Genomic DNA, 25,669 nt, shown 5'->3' on the forward strand with positions numbered 1-25,669 from the left:
TCTTCATAGGTTTCTATTATCTTTTTAGCTAATATAGATTCATAGAAAAGGGTTTACTATATGGCGACACGGTTTCTAGTATGGGGTTGAAGGGAATTGAAGGGTATCAGGTTCAGGTGGAGGTCCAGTTGATTCCTGGAACAGAAGGGGTGAATATTGTTGGGGTACCTGATGCTTCTGTGAAGGAGTGTAAGGATCGTGTGATGGCGGCTTTGTATGCGAATGATGTACAAATACCTGATAAGAAAGTAGTCATCAATTTATCGCCAGCTGAAGAGAGGAAGAATAGTCCGATTTTTGATTTGGCGATGGCGATTGGGGTGATGAAGGAAGCTGGTGAAATTAAGCATCCAATTCCAAATGGGGCCGCATTTTTAGGTGTGTTGTCACTTGATGGCTCTATAAAACCAGTTGATGGTATGCTACCATCTATTATTGCTGCACGAAAGGAAGGATTGAAGATATTATATCTCCCTCATATTCCGGGGGTTCAGTTGGATACAATCGATGGCATTGAGTTTCGGTTTGTTGAAAGTTTACAGGAAGTAATTACTTCTTTTTCTGGTCAATTATCTACTTCTATTATTTCTAAGAATACTTCTATAAAATCCTCTACGAAACTGCCAACCTACGAAAAAGATTTTCAATATGTGATTGGGCATAAGCAAGCAAAACGTGCGTTAGAAATTGCTGCTGCAGGTGGTCATAATGTATTGATGGTGGGTCCCCCAGGCTGTGGGAAGAGTCTTCTTGCAGAAAACTTTCCATCGATTTTACCTCCATTAAGTCAAGAACAACAATTTGACGTGATGAGTATATATCAACTCGCAGGAGTCAGGAATCCCAACTTTCAAGTTCCTCCATTCAGAGATCCTTATCATTCTCTTTGTGACATCAACAGAGGGTAAGTGGTCTTCGTTAATGGAACCATGGAAACGAGAATTAAACCAGTCTTGGACATGTACCTGTTCCTTTTTTGGGAGTAGTTTTCCATTATGAATCTGTTCCAAAATTTTAGTGATATTAAATTGAAAAATACCATTTCTAAATACATCATCATCTTCATTAATAGGAAATGGTGTATAGATTGATTTCAATTTTAATTTTCTACTTTTGTTCATTTATATTACCTCTCTTACTATTTCATTCTATTAAACCGATTAGGAAAATATAATCATAGATTCTATTTAAAGGTAGATAAGTTAAAAATAATTTTACCAACAAACGTTACCACCATTGGAAGATGTTCCACTAACTCACATTGATGGAATTATTTTTTAATCGGTTTAGGATTTCTTACTGATATTGTATCTAAAATGTATTGTTATGTTGTAGAAATACAATGTTAGGTAATTAAATGATTTAGTATTGACAAATATGCAAGAGTTATATTATTATAAATTTATAAATTAATAGAAAATTTAATCATCTGGCAAAAGGAGAAGTATTTTGGGCGACGTAAATACAGTTTTGGTAACAGGTTACTCGAAGGCTCCCCAAGGGACATCAATGTATGAGATATACAAGCATGCTGGTATTGTATTAGAAATTAATGCTAATACTAATGTAATTGAGAATGTTAGCTTTACTTTTATAACAAAATTAACGTCTGATTTTTTTGAAAGACTAGTAGTTGGTTATGATTTATCAGACGGAATTGATCCATTAATCGAGAAGATTAAAAATCATTATCTTGCTCCATCCCAGCAAGCAGTAATCGTGGCATTAAAGTCAGCTATACAAAGGTATTGGAATCATTTTGAAAAATAATATATGTAGGATTTAATTGTCGTAAGAAGACGACCTCTTCTTAATTAATCAATTGAAACCTAGTGATTTGACGAAAGCATACTAAGTTTATTTGGTGTGTGAATAGTTAGATTGCTAGGTTTTTTCGTTCTCATAATTATGTAAATAGGAGTTGATTGTTGTGAACAAGGAACTAAAATTGTCAGATGTAATTCAATATATAAAAGATGGGGATAAAATAATGGTTGGTGGATTTGGATTAATAGGCACTCCATTAAAACTTATTGAAGAGCTAGCAAATTCAGAGGTTAAAAATTTAACAATAATTAGTAATAATTTAGGCGAACAAGGTAAGGGGTTAGGAAAACTCGTTTTAAATGGTCAAGTAAAAAAAGCAGTTGGTTCTTTTTTCACATCTAATAAAGACGTAGTAAACGCCTATAAAAATAAAGAGATAGAAGTTCAATTATTACCACAAGGTACTTTGTCAGAAGCAATTCGTGCAGGAGGTGCTGGTATACCTGGATTTTTTGTACCAGCAGCTGCTGGTACACAGTTGAGTAAAGATAAAGAAGAAAAAATATTTGAAGGTAAGACATACATCCTAGAAAGGTCATTAAATGCAGATGTGGCATTTATAAAGGCTCATAAAGCTGATAAATTAGGTAATTTAGTATATGAAAAATCGGCAAGGAATTTTAATCCGATTATGGCATCCGCAGCCAAATTAGTGATTGTAGAAGTGGATGAGGTTGTAGAAGTTGGTGAATTATCACCAGAAGAGATAGCTACACCACATCTATATGTTGATTACTATGTTGTTAAGGGAGCTAGAGAATAATGAATATTAAAGAGAAGATTGCTAGAAATGTAGAAAGATATTTACAGGATGAAGAAGTTGTGAATCTGGGAATAGGAATTCCAACTATTGCTGCAAATTATATTAAAGAGGATAAAAATATTTATTTGCATTCAGAGAATGGAATCTTGGGTGTTGATTCTATTGCTACTGCTGATAATGCAGACCCAAATATAGTAAATGCGGGGAAAATTCCTGTAAGTGTACAAAAAGGCGTATCTTATTTTAATAGTGCAGATTCCTTTGCAATGATTAGAGGAGGTCACGTAGATGTAGCAGTTATTGGCGCATTACAGGTAGATAAGAATGGTCTAGTAGCTAATTGGAATATACCGGGTAAAAATGTACTAGGTGTTGGAGGAGCAATGGATCTATTAGAAGGAGTTAAAAAAGTAATTATAGCTACTACTCATACAACTAAGGATGGAAAATCCAAATTAGTAGAGGAATTAGAATATCCCCTTACATCATTAAGGCCGGCCGATTTAATAATTACTGATTTGGGAGTTTTTGAAGTTGAGGAGGGTCAATTATTCCTTATAGAGATACTCCCAGAAGCTACATTAGAAGAGATTAAAGATAAAACAGATGCAAACTTTAAAGTGAAAATTAAAGAGACTGTAAATGATTAGATAGTGGAGGTAATATCGATGGTTGTTATTGTAAGTGCATTACGTACACCTATTGGGAAATATGGCGGAGCAATTTCTAATGTTTTACCTGAAGAATTAGCATCAATTCTGCTTCAAAATACATTGTCTTATACAGGGATGGATCCAAAACTAGTTGATGAAACCATAATTGGACATACAAAACAAAGTGCCCATACACCAAATGTAGCAAGAGTGGCAGCATTGAAAGCAGGATTTCCAACTAGTATTCCTGCGTACACAGTACATCGGCAATGTGGATCAGGTATGCAGGCAGTTTATAACAGCTGGATGTCTATATTAACAGGTCAAACTGAGACAGTATTAGCTGGTGGAGTGGAAAGTATGTCTCAAGCTCCTTATTACTATGTAGGGAATCGTTTTAATTCAAAACCCGAACATTTTACAATCTATGATTCTAACCTAGAAAGTCAACCAAAATCTCAACCAGAGGATATATACGGCAGATTTAATATGATAGAAACGGCTGAACATCTAGCTTCTAAATATGGCATATCCCGTTATGAACAGGACGAATTTGCTTTAAATAGTCAATTGAAAGCTAAAAAGGCGATAGAAACAGGCAGATTTGGAGATGAAATAGTTTCAATTGAGGTAAGTACTAGAAAAGTACAGAAGGCTTTATTTTCAAGGGATGAGCATCCAAGAGATACTGATTTAGAAAAACTTGCTAAATTAAAACCAATCATAGGTGAAGATGGTACTGTTACAGCAGGAAATGCATCTGGATTAAATGATGGAGCTGCAATGTTAATGATTATGAAGGAAGAGAAGGCCTTGTCTTTAGGTCTTAAACCTCTTGCTAGTATTGAGTCTTTTGGTGTAGGTGGTGTCCATCCTAAGGAGATGGGCTTAGGACCTGTACCAGCAACAAAGCAAGCCTTGAGAAATTCAGGTCTTGAGATGAAGGATATTGATATTATTGAGTTAAATGAAGCATTTGCAGCTCAAAGTATAGCAGTATTGAAAGAATGGGGAATTACTCCGGATGATGATCGATTAAATAAAAATGGTGGGGCAATTGCTTTAGGACATCCATTAGGAAGTTCAGGTGCTAGAATTATTGTCACTCTTGTACATGAAATGATAAAAAGTGATTTGAGATATGGTTTAGCCACGTTATGTACAGCAGGTGGTTTAGGTATTTCAACCGTCATAAAAAAATGGGATACCTAAAACTATACCAGAGGAGGAAGGAAAATTGATCAATCCAAAATACATTAATCTCTCATTTAAAGATAAAGTTCAAATTATTACTTTAAATCGTCCTGATAAATATAACGCACTAAACACAGCAATGTTATATGAGTTAAAGAAAGTAATTACCCATGCAGACGAAAGTCCAGATATTAATTGCATTGTGCTAAATGGAGCAGGAAAGGCTTTTTGTTCAGGAGCAGATATAAAGGAATTTGCTGATGTAAAAGAGGATAGTTCAGCAGTTGAGGAGAGAGCGAATCTATCAAAAGAAATACATTTATTGATGAGACAAATCAAAAAGCCAATTATTGCCTCTGTTCATAATTATGTGTTTGCTGGAGGTTGTGGAATTGCGTTGGCATGTGATTTAGTGGTTGCAGCAGACAATGCGAAGTTTTCGTATCCTGAAGTAAAAAGAGGTTTTGTACCTGCATTGGTAACCTCTAACCTGATACGAATTGCAGGACCTAGAAATGCTTTTGATTTGCTAATAACAGGAAGAAAAGTTGACGCGAAAGAAGCCTTATCTATGAACTTGGTTAACCATGTAGTACCAGCAGAAAATCTTGAATATGAAACTATGAAACTAGCAAAGCAAATTGCTGATCAGAGTCAAACTGCTTTAACAATGACAAAAGAATTGTTTTATCAAGTATCAGAATTGGAATTCGAAAAAGCTATGAATTTAGGTAGACAAGTGAATGTACGAATGAGAAAAACAGATGATTTCCATAAGGGTGTTGAAGCTTTTGTTAATAAAAATTAGTCTAACTTAGTAAAGGTGGGAAAATATGTTTCAAAAAGTTTTAGTAGCAAATAGAGGGGCAATTGCAGCTAGGATCATACGAGCTTTAAAAACAATGAATATTAAAACTGTAGCAGTGTATTCGGAGGCTGATAAGGATCTTCCATATATAAAGGAGGCAGATGAAGCCTATTATATAGGAGATTCTGTTGCAAAGAAAAGTTATCTCAATCAAGAAGCATTAATGGAAATTATTAAGAATGCAGAAGTAGATGGAGTTCATCCAGGATATGGTTTCTTATCAGAGAATATTGAATTTGCTGCTGCAGTCGAGAAAAAAGGTGCCACTTTTATTGGGCCATCATCAAAATGGATGAAGACTATGTCGCATAAAAGTCATGCCCGGGACTTAATGGAAAGGCATGGTATGCCAATTGGTAAGGGGTCTGGAGTATTAGGTGAAAATGAAGAAGAGTGGAAAAAAGTTGCTAGAGAAATAGGTTATCCTGTACTCGTAAAACCGGTTGGAGGTGGTGGTGGGATTGGTATGATCCCTGTATTCCATGAAGGAGAATTAGAGAAATCAATAAAACAGGCAAAATCAGTTTCTAGTAAAGCATTTTCTGACGATGATATCTATTTGGAAAAGTATTTAGAAAATCCAAGACATATAGAATTTCAAATATTAGCAGATAACCATGGGAATGTTGTTCATTTATATGAAAGAGACTGTTCGGTTCAACGTAGGCATCAGAAGGTAATAGAAGAGTCACCGTCTGTAGGAATCAACGAAAGTGAAACTAGTGAACTAGCATCTACAATTACTAATGTTATAAAAGCTATTGGTTATAACAATATAGGTACTATAGAGATGTTAAGAGGAGTGGATGGCACATACAGCTTTCTAGAAATGAATACGCGTTTGCAAGTTGAACATGCTGTGACAGAAGAAATAACGGGAGTTGATTTGGTTGTTGCACAGATTAAATTAGCAGCAGGTATGAAACTTAGCGACGTCATACCTTCTACTATTAATAAAGATGGACATTCCATAGAAGCAAGGGTATACGCAGAGGACCCAGTAAAATTTTTTCCGTCACCAGGTAGGTTACAAAAATTTGTACCACCAAGTGGAGATTCTATTAGAATTGAAACAGGATATCAAGAAGGAAATGAGATTTCTGTCTTTTATGATCCGCTAATTGCAAAGGTTATCGTACATGAAGAAAATCGTGATAGAGCAATACAGGTACTATTAGAGGCACTTAATAATTTTAAAATCTCGGGAATTAAAACTAATATACCTTTCTTAATACATGCACTTCAATCAGATGAATTTAAAAATGGCAGAATCGATACGAATTTGACAAAAGAATTAGTAAAAACAATATAAGGGGGATTATAAATGACTGTTGATATTAAGTCTATTATGTCAGGATCTGTTTGGAAAATAAATGTATCAAAGGGTGATTTGGTAACTGAGGGAACAGACTTAGTTATACTAGAATCAATGAAAATGGAAGTTCCTATTGAAGCTACAGAAGATGGAATTGTGAAAGAAATACTTGTGAGTGAAGGCGAATTTGTATCAGAAGATGATGTAGTCGTTGTTATAGATAAATAACATTCAAAACAACAAGAATTAGATTGGAGGAATTCGATGTCCTTACCATTAGAAGGAATAAAGGTATTAGATATATCCCAAGCTATAGCTGGCCCTTTGGCAGGCCAAATGCTTGGAGACTTAGGGGCAGAAGTAATAAAGGTTGAGAAACCTACTGGGGATGAAACGCGTGCAATGCTTCCTCCTGAATGGAACGGAGAAAGTATGATTTATCTTTCAAATAATAGAAATAAAAGAAGCATTTCTATCGATTTGAAAACGGAACAAGGAATTAAGATTATTCATAGTCTGATAGAGGATTGTGATGTATTTATAGAAAACTTTCGAACCGGAACTGCGGACCGTTTAGGGATTGGTTATGAAGAGCTAAGTTATATCAATCCATCGTTAGTGTATTTATCAATTTCTGGATTTGGTAGAACGGGTCCTGAAAAGAATAGAGGGGGATACGACATTATTTTACAGGCGTACGGGGGTCTCATGGGCGTAACAGGAGAACCAGGTAGAGCACCTGTAAAAGTAGGAACTTCAATAGTTGATATTACAACAGGAATTTCTGGTGTTGTCGGTATATTATCTGCACTTTATTCGAGAAAGGAAACAGGAAAAGGACAATATGTTGACTGTAGTTTATTAGACTCTCAGGTAATGATGCTGAACTATTTAATACCAACTTACTTTGGAACTGGAAAATCTCCAACTATGCAGGGTTCAAGTCATCCTTCTTTATTCCCTTATCAAGCTTTTCCTACAAAGGATCAATATATTGTTTTAGGTATTGCTAATGATGGTTTATGGGAAAAATCCTGTCAAGCACTTGGTTGGGAGGATCTTTTAGTATATAAATATTCGACAAATCAATTGCGAATAGAACATAAAGAAGAGTTAATCGAGATTATAACTGATAGATTAAGCGAGAGAACTTGTGAAGAAGTGTGTTCTAAGTTAGATGCAGTTGGAGTTCCTTGTAGCCCAATTAATTCAATTGAGCAGGTAGTCAATACAGAACAATTCAAATATAGAGAGATGGCAAAGGAAATTTTGCATCCAAGAATTGAAAATTTGAAAACACCTTCCTTTCCGATTAAATTTTCTGAGGATACCACAACAGTTCGTCGTCATCCTCCACTATTAGGAGAACATACAGACGAAGTATTACTAGAATTAGGCCATACTCAAGAGGAAATTAGAGCTTTAAGGGAAAAAAAGGTAGTAAAATAAGTAGCAGTATAAAGGAGGTTTTTCTTTATGGATATTTATGAAAAAGTACAAAAGTTAAATGATAAAAAAGAAAAATACAAACAAATGGGCAGTGAGAAATACATTGAAAAACAGCATAATGCAGGAAAATTAACAGTTAGAGAGAGGATTTCTCTATTACTAGATGAAGGATCTTTTATGGAAATGGGCTTACTTGCACATCAACAAAACCTCCATCCAACGATGGAAGGTAAATATACCCCTGCTGACGGTGTAGTAACAGGTAGAGGAACAATTGATGGTCGTCCTGTTTGTATTGCAGCACATGATTATACAGTTCTAGCTGGTTCTACAGGAAAAGTGGCAGAAAAGAAAATGTATCGGGTCAGAGAATGGTCATTAAAACATCGTGTTCCAATGATTTGGCTGATTGATTCGGCAGGTGTTCGTATTCAGGAGTCTATAGGTTCTTTATTTGCCGATAATGGTCGTCATTTTTTCGATGAGGTGAAGATGTCTGGGGTTGTTCCTTTAGTTTGTGCAATGATGGGTCCAGGTGTTGCAGGTACAGCATATTTACCAGCTTTGGCTGACTTTGTTCCAATGGTGAAAGGAACTAGTTTTATGGCCTTGGGTGGACCACATTTGGTAAGAGCTGTTGTTGGTGAAGATGTTGATGATCAAACTTTAGGGGGCTCTAAAGTTCATACCGAGGAAAGTGGAGTAGCTGACATTGAAGTAGAAAATGATGAAGAATGTATTAACGTAATTAAGCAGTATCTATCCTTTTTTCCATCCAATTGTGAAGAAAAACCACCAGTAAACGATTTACCAGAAACTAGAAATGAAATATCAGAAAAATTGATGGAAATAGTGCCTAGTAATTCGAAGCGTATTTACAATATGTACGATGTTATTAAAGAGATCGTGGATGATGGTGAATATCTAGCAATCAAACCGAAGTGGGCACAAAATATAATAACTGTGTTTGCTAGAGTCGGTGGAATGCCAGTTGGGATCGTAGCTAATCAACCAAGATATATGGGTGGAGCTTTAGATGGAGATGCAGCTGATAAAGCAGCGCGTTTTATCAATATATGTGATGCTTATTCCATTCCATTAGTATTTTTGCAAGATATCCCTGGTTTCATTGTAGGCTCAAAAGTAGAGAAAAAAGGGATAATCCGTCATGGTGCTAAGATGTTGCATGCCGTGTCTGAGGCAACAGTACCTAAAATAACTGTAATTGTTCGTAAAGCCTATGGGGCAGGGTACTTTGTAATGTGTGGTAAACAGTATGATCCTGATTTAATTGTTGCTTGGCCTACTGCGGAAATTAGTGTAATGGGGGCGGAAGGGGCATCAAGTATTTTATATCATAAACAGATAGCTAATTCTGAGAATCCAAAGGAAGCATGGAATGAGTATGCTGAACAATTTAAAGAACTTATTGATGTAGATATTGCAGCCTCCAATGGATTGATTGATGATGTTATTGATCCAAGGGATACAAGAAGAGTCATATATGATGGACTTAAAAACTCTTGGAATAAAAAGGTTGAACGACCATGGAAAAAAACAAGTATAAGACCGGTTTAAAGTTAGAACAAAGCTTTGAAAGCGTTTACTATTCAAGGGGGTGGAGGAAATAGTTAGTAACTTAATCTCTAAGTTGATAAAAATATTTAATAGCTTTTCTATGATAGGGTTATTGTTGATGATGCTTGTTATTACAGCGGATGTAATAGCTAGAAGAATATTTGGACAATCATTATCATGGGTCTACGGCTTAACTGAGTCCTTTTTAATGGTAATTGTTGTTTTTTTGGGTATTGCCTATACTCATTACAAAGATGATCATATACGTTTTAAATTAATAATTGATATCATACCAAAAACTGGACTAAAGATTATCACGGCAATTTCTCATTTATTTACAATGTTGTTTTTTGTTTTAATCGCATATCAAGGGTTACTACAAACACTTCATGCTTGGGAAAAGGATATTTCAACAGGAGGTATTGTATCTCTACCACTCTATTTATCTTATATATGGGTGCCACTTGGGTCAATTCTGGTTATCATTATTAGTTGTTTAAGAATTTGGGAGAATGTTAAGGAAATAATGAGTCCAGAAAGGTATAAGGAAAATACCTAACAGGTACACAAAGAATTGAAGGAGGGAGAAATAAATGGAAATTGCCATTGCGATTATTTTATTAGTTCTATTTCTAATTGGTGGTATGCCTGTTGGGATTGCCTTAGGGGTATCTGGAAGTGTTGGGTTATGGCTCACTGTAGGTACGGATTCAATGTTAGGTATCCTTCGTACAGCACCTTATGAAGAAGCATCTAGTTTTGTATTAACTACTATTCCCATGTTTATATTAATGGCGGAATTTATGAACCAGGGACAAATGACACAAAAATTATTTTCATCTGCCTACAGGTGGTTTGGACACTTAAAAGGTGGAATGGCTATTTCTACCGTCATGGCATCTGCAGGCTTGGCAGCAGTTTCAGGTTCATCAACTGCATCTGCTGCAGGAATGAGTTCTATTGCTGTTCCGGAGATGAGAAAGTATGGCTATGATGACAAGGTATCTGTTGGTGTTGTTAGTGTTGCAGGTACTTTAGCATTCATAATCCCCCCCAGTACAATTTTGATTATTTATGGGATTCTAACTGAATCTAGTATTGCAAAGCTATTTGTAGCGGGAGTGATTCCTGGAGTTATAACAGTCATCGGCTATTGTCTAGCTATTTATTTATGGGTTAGACGTAGACCAGAAGTTGCTCCTAGTATTGGGCGTTTTGGCTGGAAAGAGAGATTTTCGTCCTTGCAAGGAATATGGCCTGTATTGCTTTTGGCTTTAGCTGTAATCGTTGCAATTTATACAGGCTTCGTTACTCCAACAGAGGCAGGAGCATTTGGATCTTTTTGTGCTTTGATGATAGTCATTGTATTAAGAAAAATAAATTATGAAGGGATTAAAAAAGCTCTAAGTTCTACAATACAAATAACTGCGAAAATTTTTGTTATTATCATTGGAGCAATGATTTTTGGCTACTTTTTAACTATTACAAATTCAATACAGAATATTATTAATGCAATCCAATCAATGGATGTAAATAGATGGGTTATCCTAATTATCATTGTTGCATCGTATCTACTTTTGGGATGTGTAATGGACCAATTAGCCATTATGTTTTTAACCATTCCTTTGACATTTCCTGTAATAATTGCATTAGGATTTGATCCAATTTGGTATGGAATTGTAATTGCGAAAACTGTAGAAATTGGATTGGCAACACCTCCACTTGGATTGAATATCTTTGTTGCTTCGAGTGCAGCGAATGTCCCTCTGGGAGTTGGATTTAGGGGAGCAGCTAGATTAATAGTAGCAGATTTTATCATTTTAGTTATATTAATTGCATTCCCTGTTATTGTTACTTGGTTACCAAGTTTGATGTAACTTGAAATTTACAACTTACACTACCAAATGATGTGGTTTAAGTTGTTCATATAAATAAATTTTAGGAGGGGTAAAATTGATAAAATATAAAAGAGTTCTTTTTCTAATGGTGATTGGTTTACTAGCATCTATTACAGTAGCCTGTGGAGATGAAGCTGGAGGGGACGATGAAGAAACTATTAATCTAAAAGTAGCACACCCTTTATCAAGTACTAGTACTGTAGCAGTTGAAGGTGCTGAGTTTTGGATGAACGAGGTTGAAGAATTAACAGATGGAAAGGTTACCTTTGATTACTATCCAGCAGAACAGTTGGGTAAAGCGGGGACTACAGTGGATTTATTGAATAGTGGAACGGCTGATATTGCATTGGTAACACCAGCATATTATGGTGATGAATTAATTTTATCAACAGTAACCGAGTTACCAGGGACATATGAAACAGTATATCAAGCAAGTCAAGCTTATACAGAATTACTTACAAATAATGCTGAATTTGATAAATTATTTTCCGAAATAGGTGGAGTTCCGATGTGGGGTTCTAATATGGGACCATATGAACCTAGTACTATGGATAAAAAGATAGAATCATTAGATGACTTTAAAGGGTTACAAATTAGAGCATCCGGTAATACTCAAGAAATTCTATATAATGCACTTGGTGCTTCTCCGATTTCAATGTCATCTTCCGATATGTATACAGCTTTGCAACGTGGAACAATTGATGGTATAAGTTATACAATTGCTAATTGGGAAGCATATAGTGTTCAAGAGGAGTTAAAGTATTCTTCTACGAATGGATTTTTTGGGACTACTGCGGTATTTATGATGTTTAGTGATGATACTTGGAGTTCTTTACCTAAGGATATTCAGTCAGCAATGCAGGAGGCCAATGATAAGACTGTGGAACATTTTGCTAAATTTATGGATTCGCAGTTAGAAGAGAAAGTAGTAGAATTCACAGACCTAGGAATTGAAATGTACGAGTTTTCTGATGAATTATTAGAGTCCATTTACGATGTTATTCAAGAACCAACCTTTGAGGATTGGAAGAATAAGACCGACGAAAAAGGGTATGATGCACAATCAGTATTAGATAGCTTTTTAGAGTTAGTGGAAGAAAGTCCGAAAGAATAGGAAGTGATCTCACTTGTTTAATGAAGAACTATATATGTATAGTTCTTCATTAAATTTCAACTTAATGGCTGGAGGAAATAATATTGAATAAAATAGAAGGGCAAGTTGTTATAGTAACAGGAGCTACTAGTGGGATTGGAAAAGAAACAGCAATACAACTTGCTGATAATGGAGCAAAAGTTATATTAGCTGCAAGAAGAACAGAACGTTTAAAAGAAATAAAAGAAATTATTGAGAAGTCCTATGGAATTGTTGAATTTGTACAAACCGATGTAACTAATCAGGAACAGGTACAGGCGCTAGCTGAATTTGCAGTTAACAAGTTTGGAAGAATTGATGTATGGATTAATAATGCTGGTGTTATGCAACTTTCTTTTATAGATAAATTAAAGGTTAGTGAATGGGAACGGATGATTGATGTAAATGTGAAAGGTGTTCTCTATGGTATTGCGTCTGCAATACCTGAAATGAAGAAACAAAAAAATGGACATATCATTAATATTTCCTCTGTAGCCGGAATGAGAGTGGGATTGACTCAATCGATTTATAGTGGGACTAAATTTGCTATAAGAGCAATCACAGAAGGCTTGCGTCAAGAACTATCACCAAAGTTAAATATAAAAACAACACTTATATCTCCAGGTTCTGTTAATACTGAACTTAGAGAGCATATTACAGACTTAGACGCTGTTAATTTATTACAGAAAAGAGAGATGGAATTTAGATTAACTCCAGAAAATATAGCATCTGCAATAATATATGCAATAAAACAACCTAAGCATGTTTCTGTAAATGAAATAGTAATTCGCCCTATAGATCAACGTACATAGTTTAGTTGAAAGAGAGGTTATAAATGTGGGTTTACCAAAGAAAGTTATATTAACAGAATGTTGGGCTAGGGATGGACTTCAAAATCAAGTGAAGTATATTCCTACTGATCAAAAGATTAATATGATTGAAAGAATTGTAGATTCAGGTTTTAAAAGAGTAGAAGTCACCTCGTTTAGTCACCCGAAATATGTACCTCAATTTAAAGATGCTGAAGAACTTTTAGAAAAGCTTCATAAAAATAGTGATGTTTCATATAAAGCAACATGTGTAAATAATAGGGCCTTACTTAGAGCGATTGACACAGTTGAAAAAGGATATGGTCCCAATGAAGTAAGTTTTGTAATTGCAGCAAGTGAAGAATACAACAAAGTTAATGTTAAAATGACCCAAAAACAACTAATCAATCAAATAGATGGAATGATTAACTCAGCAAAAGACGCCGGTTTAGAAGTACTAATAAGTGTTTCAACTGCATTTGGCTGCCCTTACAAAGGAACAGTGGAAACAGAAGATGTTCTGAGATTAGTTGATCATTTCTCTACTAAGGGCGTGGACAGGATTACTATTGGAGATACTTCTGGAATGGCAAATCCTAAACAATCCTATCAATTATATACCATCCTAAAGGAAAACTATGGAGAAGATATTCCGATTATTGCTCATTTTCATGATACCAAGGGCTGGGGTATCAGCAATGCCTATGCTGCACTTCAAGCGGGTGTCAATCATTTTGATGTAAGTCTAGGAGGTATTGGAGGTCCACCAGCAGAAAGGATAGGCAGCCAGTCTGGTAATACAGGAAATGTTTGTACGGAAGATTTTGTCTTTCTACTGAATGATTTAGGAATTGACGCTGGTATTGACTTAGAAAAATTAAAAGGTGTAGGTGAATACTCTGAAAATATGTTAGGGATGCAGCGATCCCAAATTCTAAGATCAATATAAGTATTATACCTGTCACTTCCCGATTTTTGTCGAATAGGCAATACCTAAGAAAACCGATACCTACATAACTTTAGGGTCAAAGCCTCACTAATCGTAAAATTATACGTATAATTTTACGTGAAATAATGGTATAATAAACTCAACAAAAGGAGTCGATATTATGCCGAATATTAAGCCTGTATCCGATTTAAGAAATTATAATGAAGTATTAAAGGATATTGTTGTTGGCGAACCCGTTTTCCTTACAAAAAATGGTCGAGGTAGATTCGCCATTCTTGATATTGAAGAATATGAAAAAAATCAAGCTACCATCAAACTTCTTTCAAAACTCATGGAAGCTGAGAGAACAATAAAAACGGGAGATGAGTGGCTAACAGAAGAAGAACTTAAAAAAGATCTGGGAGTCTAATATGCATGCGTAAATTAAGAATAAATCCCATTGCTAAACAGGACTTACTTGATATCAAAATTCAAATGCAGCAGTTGATGTGATTACAAATATTATGGGATGCTACGGAAAACTTAAAGAATTTCCGTTGCTGGGACTCGCATTATCGTCAAAGATTGATATTCCAACAGATTATAGGTATTTGATTTGTGGACAATACATTGTTTTTTACAAAAATGATGATGTATATGTTTCTATTTACCGAATTTTGTATTCAAAACGAGATTACTTGAAAGTTCTCTTTGATGAAGAACCTAATGAGGAACAGGAATAACTTTTCTTAGGCTACTTAGTGGTTTAATAAAATAGATACAGGATGGCACTCTACATTAAAGGGTGTCTTTTTTTATTTTCTTTATTTGGTGCCACTTCCCGAATTTTGTCACAAAGTGATGAGGGTATTGTCGATACATTAATGGAAATTCTGGAAAATGGAGAGAATCTAGAACTTCGGTTTCGGGCCTTTTTTGGTGTAACACTGTACCATCGTAGGCAAAATAATCATTCTGCATTTAAGAGAATTGTAGACAAATATGTAGGGGAATTTCAGAACTTTAGCCTCCATTACCATGTCTTATCTTTAATGTACAAACAGTTTGGCGATCGCGAGGGCATTATGAAGTCAATAAAATATGGACGATTAGCTGTTGATAAATTGAATAGGCATGTTGGAGTGGATTAGAAGAGAATTTGAACATTGATCAGGAAGATATCGACAATGCTAACTCTTATATTGAAACGGTATTGTTGTTAAGGAATGATTATGCGATGTTTTTTTGCACCAAAGCTCGTTTGCAAGCGCAGAACGGACAATATGAAGAAGCGAAGAAAAATGTATCACATGCAATTGATATTGAGAATCCACAATCCAATGACTATGCTATGCGCATAAGTGACTATAGGAATCACCTATCAAACATTAAGACTCGTGAATTATATGCAAATGTTCGACACGATATAATGGATGCGAAGCGGTCGATAATTAAGGCAGAAACATCAGTTGAACAGATATTGGAGCAAACCAAAGAACAGGCAGACCAAATGAAAACACAGAATATGCAAATGCTTGCCTTTTTTACGGCGATTATCAGTTTTATCATCGGGTCCATTAATATTATTAGTAATCAGCCTAGTTATCTAGAATCTGCTATGTTAATGTTGATTTTGGCAGGAATATTAATACTAGCAAATTTAGGGTTGAGTATTCTACACTCTACCATTAAAGAGAATCTATCAAAATATATCATTGTGGCAATTATTGGAATAGGGTTAATAGTTTCGGGGTTTGTTTTGTACATCTAATGGGAATGGAGGTTAATTCATGGTTCAAGTTGAAGTAATTAGTGAAATAGGAAGTAATCCCCACAATGAAGATGCTTATGTGGTTGATAAAGAAGCAGGTGTTTTCTCGGTTATTGACGGGGCTACAGGCTTAGGGGGATTACCAGGAAAAATAGCTTCTGAGACGCTGAGTGATGCCTTAACTAAAGATGCCTCGTCCTCACAATCCCTTCTTGACTGGATACTTCAAGGTAATGAAAAACTTAGATGGAAAACTGAAAAAGAACTTAACATAGCTAACTTAGAGGAAATTCCTAAAGAAAAAAGGAGTACATGTGGTATTGCTGCGGTACAACTCAATAACACTCATATTAATTATGTTCACGCAGGTGATTGTATGTTCTTTTTAAAGTATAAAAATGGGGAAGTAAGAGCAATTACCCGTGACCCACTTATGAGTCTAGATAATATAGCAATTGAAATGATGAACAATATTTTGAATCAAAAGCTCTCAAAAGTAGATGATTATCAACAGTGGGATGCTGGGAAGGTAGACAGTTTCTTAAAGGAAGTGAAGAGTGAAATCCACCAACAATTGGTACATAATCGAAGGAAACTTAATACACCGGATGGATACGGTATTGTTGATGGTAGTAATGAGGTAAAGAAATATATTGAAAGTGGTAGTATTCCACTTCAAAATGTGAGTAGTATTCTCTTACTGAGTGATGGGTTGCAACTGCATGAGAATACTATTTCAGACGGGCAATCTATTTGGTTGAAAACGGCGATATTCGCGTTTGAACATGGAGTAGAACAATTAAAAAATCACATTATTTTACAGGAATCTGAAGATAGGATTTGTAAAAAGTACCCAAGACTGAAGCCAGCCGATGACAAAACAGGAATTTTAATAAAGCTGTAAAGGTGCTAAGTTGTGGGGGCATGTTCCAATAGAAAGAATAAATATTATATGATGAAGAAGTAATGAAACCCACTAAGTTGGCTGATACCACTTGGTGGGTCCTTTTGACTTTATTATAGATAGAGAAGTTGTATCATAACCCACAAACGAACTGAATATCTATATTATAATCATTGTAAAAATTCTTGAGATACGGTTATTATATATGATTGACTTTTATTGAAAGTAAATTCAAAATAGTATTATAAATAAATATAATTAATTCAACATGAAAAGCAGAAGACTTGATAGAGTACTTCTGCTTTTTTTAAATAGTTTTATGGATAAGGGAGATTAAACAATTACTTAGAACCAGTTTCGTTAGGAGTGATGATCATTAAAATTTATAAAACAGATCGGATATTAGCTTTGATTGATGTTTTGAAAAGTGACACGGATGAATACAGAGGATTAACGGTTAGAGAACTAACGGAAAAAGTAAATGAAAGATTTGGTTATGACGCAGATATCACACAGGATAATGTAAAAGACGATTTAAGAACCCTTCATTCCTCAAAGTTTACAGAGATCCATGTTGAAAATAGAGGAAAAGGACTTCCTAATTATTACAGTTATTTAGAAAGAGAATTTGATTTCCAAGAAATACGTTTTATAATGGACGCCATTTCGTCAGCTCGTTTTATTCCAAAGATAGAGAAAGAATCAATTATAGAAAAAGTGAAAAAGTTTACGAGTGAATCAATTGGCACTGATTTAAAAAACCAGTTATATATTAATAATATTGCAATTGAAGAAGCTAAAAAATTGAAATATCATGCTTACAATCTACATAAAGCTATTCATGATAGTAATATCATACAGTTTAGATATGGAAAGTATAATGTGAATAAAGAATTTATCTTAAGTAAAGACGGTAAAGTGAGGGAAGCGAAGCCTTATGCTTTAGTTTGGAGTAATGATTATTATTACTTGATTGCCCAGAAGCTGGAAAGCGATGATTTAGTTCAATATCGAGTGGATCGGATGGTAGATGTGCATATAACAGAAAAAAACTTCCAGAAAGACCCATATTTTAATATAGAAAAGTACTTGAATAGTCTCTTTAATATGTACCCTGGTGAGGTTAAGGACTTGAAAGTTAGATTTGATAATCATCTCATTAATGTTATTATAGATCGTTTTGGGATAGATGTATCAATTGAGCAGGACGGTGAACAGTATTTTATTTTACGAACAAAAGCAGCTATTAGTGATGGTTTAGTCAGATGGTTGTTAACATGGGGAAGCGATGCACAAGTAATTGATCCACCAGAGTTAGTTTTAAGAATGAAAGAGGAAAGTAAAAAAATGAATCAAATATATTCAGTTTAACGGCAGCTATGGAATTATTCCCCAGCTGTCGTTATTTTTTTTACTATTATTGTTAAAAGAATAAAAAATATAACAATATTCACATTATTTTAGCGCAAATTAATGGAGAATACACAGCCATTAAAAGAAAGGTATGTGATTCCAATGTGGGGTGTGGTTATTGCACTGTTTGTAATTTACTATTTGTGCAGCATGCCGAAGAAGAGAAAGGAGGTGCAGTATGTTCCACAATTTAGTGGATATTGGGAAAATGACGGAGATGATTTTAATGAACACTGGAGCTATAAAACACCAAGTTTTAGAACACGCTATGTAAATTTATTTCAACAGGATAATCTACTATACATTAAGTTGAGCTGGAAACCTCTTAATGAAGCAAACGAGGTCTTTAAGGAAAGGGATCAAATGGGTGCTGAATCCACTATGAGATGGTTAAGTCACCAGTTCCCTGAAGCAATTATTGACATGGAAGAACCAATTTATATCAACATATATTTAGAAGACGAGATAATTATGTTAGAACGAAGTACATTTGAAGGAGAAAATGCATGGGAAGTTGTTAAAGTACTGGAAGAAGAATATGATGAGGTGCTTGAAAAAGTAAAGATTCACTTCCGCAAATATGCAACTGTATTGGAAAAGATGAGTAAATTTGATTAAGAATTGGGAGGAATAGAAAATGAAATCATTTCCTAGTTTTGTAGAAGTGGAAAAAATTAACATTGACATGGATTTAGATAAAAATTGTCGTTATTATATCCGAATACCACTTAAGCAAGATGATGAGCAAGGAAAAAAAGTTCTTGTCATTTTAAAAAACCCAAGTAAAGCAAAAATCGACCATCAAGAAGGAATTTATGAATCTGATCAAACGGTAGATCGCATTCTAGTTTATTTTAAGAAAAGTGGTTACTCAGAGGTTACTATTGTAAATCTATTTGCGACATTTTCTACTGATTCGGAATGCCTTAATCAATATTTAGATTCACCTGAAGTAATCATCGGCGAAAAAAATGATGAAGTATTAAAGGACATGATTCATTCCAATGAATTTGAACGGATTGTTGTCGCGTGGGGAGGTTATCCGAATAATGCGAATAGACATATGAAATCTCTATACCAGGATAGGATTATGAAGGTGGAAAAGTTACTTGCCGAAAGAAATGCTTATTACGTTGAAAGAATGGTAGGTGGTGGCATGTTCCCTCGACATGGCATGACTTGGTTTACAAAGGAATTAAAACCAATGAAAAAATATAAGAATGTATTTTACAAATAATCTATTATTGGGACAATGAGGGCATGGTGAGAGGCACCATGTCCGCATTGGAACGCAATAAAGCAACCTGGGGATACGTTAAAGGAATACTAAATGCATGGGCGAAGAAAGGCATTCCGTACTGTGGAGCAGCTGGAAGCAGAGGAAAGGAAGTTTTTGCGGGAACGAAAGGGTGGAGTTGGCTATGGTCAACGGAAAAAGGCCCGGCAATCGGGTGAAATTGTGCTGGAGTGGTTTTTGGAGAGGAAGAGGAAGAAGAAGAATGCGGTGGTGGCAATGAATGGTGGGGAACAAGAAGACGTTGGAGAAATGTTGAGGAAGTATCGGGAGGGGAGTTAGAGGAGGTGGGTGGAGCGATTTGGTGCGATTGTGGAGCGAATATTTTGGGTTGTCGAGCGAATACCCGAGGCTGTGGAGCGAATTCACATACGAATGGGTGCCTGTCACTTCCCGAATTTTGTCAAATGGGTAATCTTTTTTAACATATTTATAAATAAACACCCCCAAACCCCATCCTTTTTTCGAATGTATATATGAAGGAGGGGAAATTCATGCAATCTACAAAATACTACAGAGAAGTCATCGCATTTTATTATGCCAACGAGCGAGATCCACTACCCACATCTTCCATTGCCCTTTGGCATGCATTGTTATTCATCAATAGCAATGCAAATTGGGCCGATGATTTTACAGTCAGTGGCCCTGTGCTGCGATTAAAAGCTGGATTACCACTTGCAAGTTTTAAAAGGGCAAGACGTATCCTAATTGAGAAAGAGTATATTGAATATCAATCAAGGGGAAATCTTCCGGGTTTCTATCGAATGAAACGCTTGTCTAGGTTGGATGATGGTGGTACTTGCCAGGAATGTTTAACAGGGGAGAGTAGGAGAGGCAGACTTATGGAAGTAATGGACAAGGAGAAAGCTAGCCTAGAAAAAAAAGCCAGAGAATTAAAGATATCCAATGACGAAACTGACTAATAATGAAGAGCTGACTAGTGAAAACTATCATATGTTAATCAAATACTTTAATAGAAATAAAGACTTCTTATTTAATAACGTCGATAATTTTTATGACTATGTTGGGAGGCTGATCTATTTATATGTCTCCCTTTTTAGAGATTTGTCCATGACAGAGCCATGCCTACTAGCACTCTACCGGTTGGTTGATGAAGTGTTTGTTTCAGTGGATATAGAGCAAGAGGACTTATCCAACCTCGTTCTCCAAATTAAAATGGCCATGGAAGAACCAGTTGACGAAAAGGTGGGGGAGAAGGTTGCACGGATGGAAAGGAAGGTAGGGATTCCGGGATATGTCTATGTGCTATCGAATCATTCGATGAACAATTTAGTGAAAATCGGACATACCACTAGAGATCCAAATATCCGAGTAACCGAACTATCCAAGCACTCAGGAATCCCAACTCCGTTTATTTTGGAATATCATGCATACTTTGAAGATTGCATCCGTGCAGAGGAGAGAATTCATGAGATTTTGGAGAAAAGAGGACTTCGAGTGACAGAGAATCGGGAGTTTTTTGAAGTTGGGGTGGAGGAAGCGGTGAGGGTGGTGAAGGGAGTGGAGGGTGTTAGGGATGCATTGGATTGAATAATTATTAAGGGAAAAGGGGATAAGGTTTATTCTGAGACCTTTTCCCTTAGTTGATTTCTATATTAGTTTAATTACTCATTTTTATTTTTTGAAATTTGTTCTGCTATCTCGACACACTTTACTAGATACTATTTTAAAAGGTCTTCTGATGTTCATAACAATAGATTTTGCCGTTGAATTTTTTATTTGTTAAACAAAACGTTTTAACTTTTTCTGAAACAGGTTTATTGCAAACGGTACATGTTGACCTAGAGCTAGTCTTCTCATCTGATGCCTTTGTTTTTAAAGCGCGCTTATGTTCTTCTCTAACTTTCGGGTCAGTAATGTTAGCTTTCGAAAAGGCATTGAAAATGGATAAGATATCACTTTCAGTTAGGAGAGGTTCCTTATGATGAATTTTCAATACCGAGACTTTCCGATGGATAAACTCTGATAACTCGATGTCATAAACTATAATTTCATTGGACGCCATTTTACGGTAATCTAAGTCAACTTTAAATGTGCAGCGCTTTGTAAAAGAAACCATGGAGATAAATAAATCATGGTACTTCTCATCAATAAATGACGTTAATGCTTTTATATGCCCATAATTTTGTACAAAAGGGTTCATCATTTTAAACTTTCCATTTACCAACCATGTTTTACGATCTTTTCCACCATAAATGGTCCCCTGATAGTTTTTCGTTTCTATGGCAAAGATACCATAAGGAGTTAAAACCACATGATCAATTTGGGAATAGCCTGATTTTGCTTTTGGATTCTTTACTAGGAGGTCACTTAAGTATCGAAAATCCTTTGGTAACTGATCCAGTTGTATATCAATCTTGTATTCTCCAATTTCACCTTTTCTAGCAGCAACCTGTTCATTCGTCTTTTTTGACTCTGCCGTTAACACATTAGCTGTTTTGGGTTTGTCCTCGTACTTTTTCTTCTTTAAAAAGTTTAAGAATAATAGCATGATTTTTCTCCCTACTTCTTTAGTAATTATTTTAGTTGTAACTTTTTGTATAAAATTTAATGGGCCATAAAATAAAAGAATAGTACATATACGTAGTTATGGAGCCTTTTTTGTGCAAATAGAACGAATGGTAATTTGAAAGAACCTATTCACGTTTCCATCCCCCTATTCAAAATACAGTTCTCTATTATAGGAAGTTTCTCACTATCTTTTGGAAAAACTGCGTAACAAATTCGGTTTGGTGCTTCGTCATAAAGTGGGTAAATGCTTACATCATATTCTTTTTCGAACTGTTTTGCCATAGAGATTGGAACAATGGCCCAATTTCTAGGGTTTTTTAGGAAAAGCATCATCAGTGAAGCAGTGTCAACTTGGATACCGCGAGTACCTTCAATACCCCACCATTTTTCATGCCAACTTCTAAAATTCATTCCCCAATTAACGTATAATTCGTACTCTGGGTCTAAATCAGAGTTATGTATGATATTTATATCCTCAATACCCCTTTTCTTAACTAAGACCATCTTTTCCTCAAACATACGTTTTACTGAAAACCGATTCAACACCCTCTCTTGGAGCGAAAACCCAATATCGATTTCTTGCTTTTCTATTAAAGTGTAAAGTTCATCTGATTGATGTGTTTTCAATACTAGTTTTGTCTTTGGATACTTCTTCTTGATCTGATTATAAATGGAGGGCAGGACAAAATTATGGATGCTGTCTACTGCTCCAACAATTAGTGTATCTTCTTCTTGTTCTGTTTTAATCTCTTTTGCTTCAATAGCAAGACGCTCAAATTTTTTTGCTATTTTATAAAATTTATCACCTGCAGGAGTAAGTGTGATAAAATCTTGCCCTTTCTTCCTTTTTAAAAGAGTGATTTCTAATTCGTCCTCAAGTGCTTTCAACCTCTGACTAAGTGTGGACTGAGATATGAAAAGTGAATGAGCAGCTTTTGTTAAATTACCGAATTGAACGATCGCTAGAAAAGACTCAATTTCTGTAGGCTTCATATGAACCTCCATTATAAATATTAGATTTTTAGATAATAAATATCAAAATATTTAATTTTACAATATTATACCATTAGTGATAGGATATTTATATAATTATTTAGAAAATTCCTTAAACAAATACAACAGGAGGGATGAAATGATTGAGACAGAGGCAATGCCATTTAGTAGTGAGGTGCATGAGTTTGTTCGGTCGTCATTTGCTTATTTAGATAAGGATATGTTTGGAAATGAACGGTTATTTTTCGAAAACTCTGGTGGGTCACTAAGACTAAAAAGTGTTGTTGCAGAAGAGGCAAAATTTGCGGCATACCCTGATTGTCCTTTACGGGATAACCCTGCTGCCCAATTACTAACAGATACGATGGAAAGAGGAATGGATGATATTCGATTATTTTTAAATGCAAAAGATGGAAGTATCATTCCAAGTTCTACGGCATCAAAGATCATGTTCGAAATAATTGGTGTGATTGCCGAACATTCAGTGGGTACGAATATTGTTACAACGGGGATTGAACATCCTTCTTCCTATGATGCATGTAAGATGTATGCAGATAAGACACAGAAGGAATTAAGGGTTGCACAGGCCAATCAGCATACAGGTGGGGTAGATGTTGAGGATATTATTTCACTAGTTGATTCCGAAACGTCGTTGTTATCAGTAATGATGACTTCAAACATATCTGGAACGGTATTAGATATTGAAACAATCGTTAAAAAGGTGCGAGAAATTAATCCAGATATTTTTATCGTAGTAGATGCGGTTCAAGCGGCACCACATAGTGTAATTGATGTAGATAAGTTACAAATCGATGGATTAAATATTGCGCCATATAAGATGTTTGGAAATCGCGGTATGGCATATGGATATGTATCTGATCGAGTTGCTGCATTTCCACACCACCGATTACTAGCTACTGATGAAACAAATTGGAGTGTCGGTAGTCCAGCCCCAGCTCATTTTGCAGGTTTCACAAAAATTGTAGACTATTTATGCCAGGTTGGTTCTTTTTACACAGACACTACGGATAGACGAACCCTATTAACAAAAGGAATGACCAAGATTCATCAACATGAACAAGCGTTACTAGACCGAATCATCCATGGAAGTGATGAAGTTCAAGGAATACAGGATATAGAGGGAGTAAACATCCATTTTATCGACCATGGGATAGAAAACAAAGATTTGATCGCTGCACTTACTTTTAATCAACTTTCTTGCTCAGAAGCAGTAGGGAAATACGGTGTGGAAAACATCTTAGTATATGAAAGAGTAAATTCCAATCATTATTCCAAACGAATTTTAGATTCGTTGCAAGTGGAAGGTATTGTGAGAGTATCTCCATTACACTGTCATAGTTTTGAAGATATTGATAAATTTTTATTGGCAACAAAAAAAATAGCATCACTTTAGTAGTTTTACTTTATTTTTAAAATTGTAAGCGTAATCATAATGTATGAAGGAGATGAAAAGATGAAAAAGATGTCACTAAGTACCAAGGTATTTATAGGTTTTGTTATTGGTATTGTTGCTGCATTAATATTTGGAGAGAAAGTAACAGTTGTTAAGCCATTTGGAGACTTATTCTTAAACTTAATTAAGATGATTGTTGTACCATTAGTTTTCTTTTCTATTGTTAGTGGTATTACATCTATGAGTAGTTTTCAAAAGTTGAGAAGATTAGGGTCTAAAGTATTTCTATTTTATATTGTTACAACTATATTTGCGGGTATTATTGGGATAAGTGTAGCCAATATCTTTTCTCCAGGATCTAGTATAAATCTAGAAGAACTGTCATTATCTACTGAGGGGTATGAAGAACAAGGGACACCTTCCGTACTTGATACACTTGTATCCATGGTTCCTACAAACCCAATTAGCTCATTGGTTGAGGGGAACTTAATGCAAATTATTATTTTCTCCATTTTCATTGGTGTTGCTATGGTAATCCTTGGGGATAAAGCGAGTACTATGAAAAAATTCTTTGATAATGGTACCGAAGTGATGTATAAGGTTACAGGTATGGTAATGAAATATTCTCCAATTGGGGTTGCAGCCTTAATTGCAACTACAGTAGGTGAATATGGTGCCTCAGTGTTAGGAGCATAAACATCGTTAATTATTGTGGATTATATTGGAATTTTACTAATTTGTTTTGTTGTTTACGCACTAATAATTAAATTCTTTGTAAAGATGAAACTTGGTACGTTCTATAAAAGTGCTAGTAAGATTTGGCCAATTACTATAAGTACAACAAGTAGTTCGGGTACATTACCATATACGATGGACGTGGTAGAAAAGGATTTAGGTGTACCAAAGAGCTTAACTGGTTTCTCCTTACCATTAG

General features: G+C 35.2%; 28 protein-coding genes and 2 pseudogenes. 28 read left to right on the plus strand and 2 right to left on the minus strand.

The genetic code is table 11. From position 1 onward, the window contains the following. Nucleotides 1-80: 80 nt before the first annotated feature. The 26 genes and pseudogenes from BUB12_RS07495 (at nucleotide 81) to BUB12_RS17830 (ending at nucleotide 21,347) form a co-directional block, all read left to right on the plus strand. A complete protein-coding gene (locus BUB12_RS07495; RefSeq protein ID WP_072889649.1) occupies nucleotides 81-908 on the plus strand; it encodes a magnesium chelatase domain-containing protein in 828 nt (275 codons plus the stop codon). Between the two features lie 541 nt (nucleotides 909-1,449). Then, nucleotides 1,450-1,770, plus strand: coding sequence for a DUF3870 domain-containing protein (locus BUB12_RS07500; protein WP_072889651.1), 321 nt, complete (start codon nucleotides 1,450-1,452; stop codon nucleotides 1,768-1,770). Between the two features lie 160 nt (nucleotides 1,771-1,930). After that, nucleotides 1,931-2,590 (plus strand): CoA transferase subunit A, encoded by a 660-nt coding sequence (locus BUB12_RS07505; RefSeq protein ID WP_072889653.1) that lies wholly within the window; start codon nucleotides 1,931-1,933, stop codon nucleotides 2,588-2,590. Beyond that, nucleotides 2,590-3,240: a 3-oxoacid CoA-transferase subunit B gene (locus tag BUB12_RS07510; protein ID WP_072889655.1), complete on the plus strand. Its 651-nt coding sequence runs from the start codon at nucleotides 2,590-2,592 to the stop codon at nucleotides 3,238-3,240. Before BUB12_RS07505 ends, BUB12_RS07510 begins: the two co-directional genes overlap by 1 nt. Nucleotides 3,241-3,258: 18 nt before the next feature. Then, the gene (locus BUB12_RS07515) at nucleotides 3,259-4,455 is read left to right on the plus strand and encodes a thiolase family protein (protein ID WP_072889657.1); all 1,197 of its coding nucleotides are present in this window, start codon (nucleotides 3,259-3,261) and stop codon (nucleotides 4,453-4,455) included. A gap of 25 nt (nucleotides 4,456-4,480) precedes the next feature. Next, complete coding sequence (locus BUB12_RS07520) at nucleotides 4,481-5,245, plus strand: enoyl-CoA hydratase/isomerase family protein (protein ID WP_159431555.1); 765 nt, start codon at nucleotides 4,481-4,483, stop codon at nucleotides 5,243-5,245. Between the two features lie 25 nt (nucleotides 5,246-5,270). Beyond that, on the plus strand, nucleotides 5,271-6,617 hold the full coding sequence (locus BUB12_RS07525) for an acetyl-CoA carboxylase biotin carboxylase subunit (RefSeq protein ID WP_072889659.1): 1,347 nt from the start codon (nucleotides 5,271-5,273) through the stop codon (nucleotides 6,615-6,617). 12 nt (nucleotides 6,618-6,629) lie between these two features. Next, entirely contained in the window at nucleotides 6,630-6,848 is a 219-nt protein-coding gene (locus BUB12_RS07530; RefSeq protein WP_072889661.1) for an acyl-CoA carboxylase biotin carboxyl carrier protein subunit, read from the plus strand. A gap of 36 nt (nucleotides 6,849-6,884) precedes the next feature. Further along, nucleotides 6,885-8,069, plus strand: a complete 1,185-nt coding sequence (locus tag BUB12_RS07535) for a CaiB/BaiF CoA transferase family protein (RefSeq protein WP_072889663.1) — start codon at nucleotides 6,885-6,887, stop codon at nucleotides 8,067-8,069. A gap of 27 nt (nucleotides 8,070-8,096) precedes the next feature. Further along, nucleotides 8,097-9,647: an acyl-CoA carboxylase subunit beta gene (locus tag BUB12_RS07540; protein WP_072889665.1), complete on the plus strand. Its 1,551-nt coding sequence runs from the start codon at nucleotides 8,097-8,099 to the stop codon at nucleotides 9,645-9,647. A 73-nt stretch (nucleotides 9,648-9,720) separates the two neighbouring features. Next, nucleotides 9,721-10,206 (plus strand): TRAP transporter small permease, encoded by a 486-nt coding sequence (locus BUB12_RS07545; RefSeq protein WP_234982608.1) that lies wholly within the window; start codon nucleotides 9,721-9,723, stop codon nucleotides 10,204-10,206. Between the two features lie 34 nt (nucleotides 10,207-10,240). Then, the gene (locus tag BUB12_RS07550; protein ID WP_072889669.1) at nucleotides 10,241-11,524 is read left to right on the plus strand and encodes a TRAP transporter large permease; all 1,284 of its coding nucleotides are present in this window, start codon (nucleotides 10,241-10,243) and stop codon (nucleotides 11,522-11,524) included. A 76-nt stretch (nucleotides 11,525-11,600) separates the two neighbouring features. Then, nucleotides 11,601-12,659, plus strand: coding sequence for a TRAP transporter substrate-binding protein DctP (gene dctP / locus BUB12_RS07555; protein ID WP_072889671.1), 1,059 nt, complete (start codon nucleotides 11,601-11,603; stop codon nucleotides 12,657-12,659). 83 nt (nucleotides 12,660-12,742) lie between these two features. Further along, on the plus strand, nucleotides 12,743-13,489 hold the full coding sequence (locus tag BUB12_RS07560) for an SDR family oxidoreductase (protein WP_072889673.1): 747 nt from the start codon (nucleotides 12,743-12,745) through the stop codon (nucleotides 13,487-13,489). A gap of 25 nt (nucleotides 13,490-13,514) precedes the next feature. After that, entirely contained in the window at nucleotides 13,515-14,435 is a 921-nt protein-coding gene (locus BUB12_RS07565) for a hydroxymethylglutaryl-CoA lyase (RefSeq protein ID WP_072889675.1), read from the plus strand. Between the two features lie 160 nt (nucleotides 14,436-14,595). After that, the gene (locus BUB12_RS07570) at nucleotides 14,596-14,844 is read left to right on the plus strand and encodes a type II toxin-antitoxin system prevent-host-death family antitoxin (protein WP_072889677.1); all 249 of its coding nucleotides are present in this window, start codon (nucleotides 14,596-14,598) and stop codon (nucleotides 14,842-14,844) included. Between the two features lie 70 nt (nucleotides 14,845-14,914). Further along, nucleotides 14,915-15,157 (plus strand): annotated as a pseudogene (locus BUB12_RS07575) (type II toxin-antitoxin system RelE/ParE family toxin); the annotation flags it as partial. A 42-nt stretch (nucleotides 15,158-15,199) separates the two neighbouring features. Next, nucleotides 15,200-15,565: a hypothetical protein gene (locus BUB12_RS07580; RefSeq protein WP_143155608.1), complete on the plus strand. Its 366-nt coding sequence runs from the start codon at nucleotides 15,200-15,202 to the stop codon at nucleotides 15,563-15,565. A gap of 8 nt (nucleotides 15,566-15,573) precedes the next feature. Continuing rightward, nucleotides 15,574-16,185: a hypothetical protein gene (locus tag BUB12_RS07585; RefSeq protein ID WP_072889680.1), complete on the plus strand. Its 612-nt coding sequence runs from the start codon at nucleotides 15,574-15,576 to the stop codon at nucleotides 16,183-16,185. A gap of 19 nt (nucleotides 16,186-16,204) precedes the next feature. Next, nucleotides 16,205-17,089, plus strand: coding sequence for a protein phosphatase 2C domain-containing protein (locus BUB12_RS07590; protein ID WP_072889682.1), 885 nt, complete (start codon nucleotides 16,205-16,207; stop codon nucleotides 17,087-17,089). A 369-nt stretch (nucleotides 17,090-17,458) separates the two neighbouring features. Then, entirely contained in the window at nucleotides 17,459-18,460 is a 1,002-nt protein-coding gene (locus tag BUB12_RS07595; protein ID WP_072889684.1) for a helix-turn-helix transcriptional regulator, read from the plus strand. Between the two features lie 102 nt (nucleotides 18,461-18,562). Continuing rightward, nucleotides 18,563-19,120, plus strand: a complete 558-nt coding sequence (locus BUB12_RS07600; RefSeq protein WP_234982609.1) for a hypothetical protein — start codon at nucleotides 18,563-18,565, stop codon at nucleotides 19,118-19,120. A 19-nt stretch (nucleotides 19,121-19,139) separates the two neighbouring features. Then, nucleotides 19,140-19,739, plus strand: a complete 600-nt coding sequence (locus BUB12_RS07605; protein WP_072889687.1) for a DUF1643 domain-containing protein — start codon at nucleotides 19,140-19,142, stop codon at nucleotides 19,737-19,739. Between the two features lie 47 nt (nucleotides 19,740-19,786). Then, entirely contained in the window at nucleotides 19,787-19,957 is a 171-nt protein-coding gene (locus tag BUB12_RS07610; protein ID WP_234982610.1) for a DnaD domain protein, read from the plus strand. 333 nt (nucleotides 19,958-20,290) lie between these two features. Beyond that, nucleotides 20,291-20,719: a hypothetical protein gene (locus BUB12_RS07620; protein ID WP_072889692.1), complete on the plus strand. Its 429-nt coding sequence runs from the start codon at nucleotides 20,291-20,293 to the stop codon at nucleotides 20,717-20,719. Further along, complete coding sequence (locus BUB12_RS17830; protein WP_084063265.1) at nucleotides 20,703-21,347, plus strand: GIY-YIG nuclease family protein; 645 nt, start codon at nucleotides 20,703-20,705, stop codon at nucleotides 21,345-21,347. The genes BUB12_RS07620 and BUB12_RS17830 overlap by 17 nt, the downstream gene beginning before the upstream one ends. 136 nt (nucleotides 21,348-21,483) lie before the next feature. Here BUB12_RS17830 and BUB12_RS07630 read toward each other — a convergent pair whose 3' ends face one another. Both BUB12_RS07630 and BUB12_RS07635 read right to left on the minus strand, forming a co-directional pair. Beyond that, on the minus strand, nucleotides 21,484-22,308 hold the full coding sequence (locus BUB12_RS07630; protein ID WP_072889695.1) for a nuclease-related domain-containing protein: 825 nt from the start codon (nucleotides 22,306-22,308) through the stop codon (nucleotides 21,484-21,486). 149 nt (nucleotides 22,309-22,457) lie between these two features. After that, on the minus strand, nucleotides 22,458-23,321 hold the full coding sequence (locus BUB12_RS07635) for a LysR family transcriptional regulator (RefSeq protein ID WP_072889697.1): 864 nt from the start codon (nucleotides 23,319-23,321) through the stop codon (nucleotides 22,458-22,460). Between the two features lie 139 nt (nucleotides 23,322-23,460). Between BUB12_RS07635 and BUB12_RS07640 the strand changes: the two genes are divergently transcribed. Next, nucleotides 23,461-24,735, plus strand: coding sequence for an aminotransferase class V-fold PLP-dependent enzyme (locus tag BUB12_RS07640; protein ID WP_072889699.1), 1,275 nt, complete (start codon nucleotides 23,461-23,463; stop codon nucleotides 24,733-24,735). Between the two features lie 69 nt (nucleotides 24,736-24,804). Then, nucleotides 24,805-25,669 (plus strand): annotated as a pseudogene (locus BUB12_RS07645) (dicarboxylate/amino acid:cation symporter); the annotation flags it as partial.

This window comes from Ornithinibacillus halophilus (assembly GCF_900129485.1).
Taxonomy (GTDB): Bacteria; Bacillota; Bacilli; order Bacillales; family Amphibacillaceae; genus Ornithinibacillus; species Ornithinibacillus halophilus.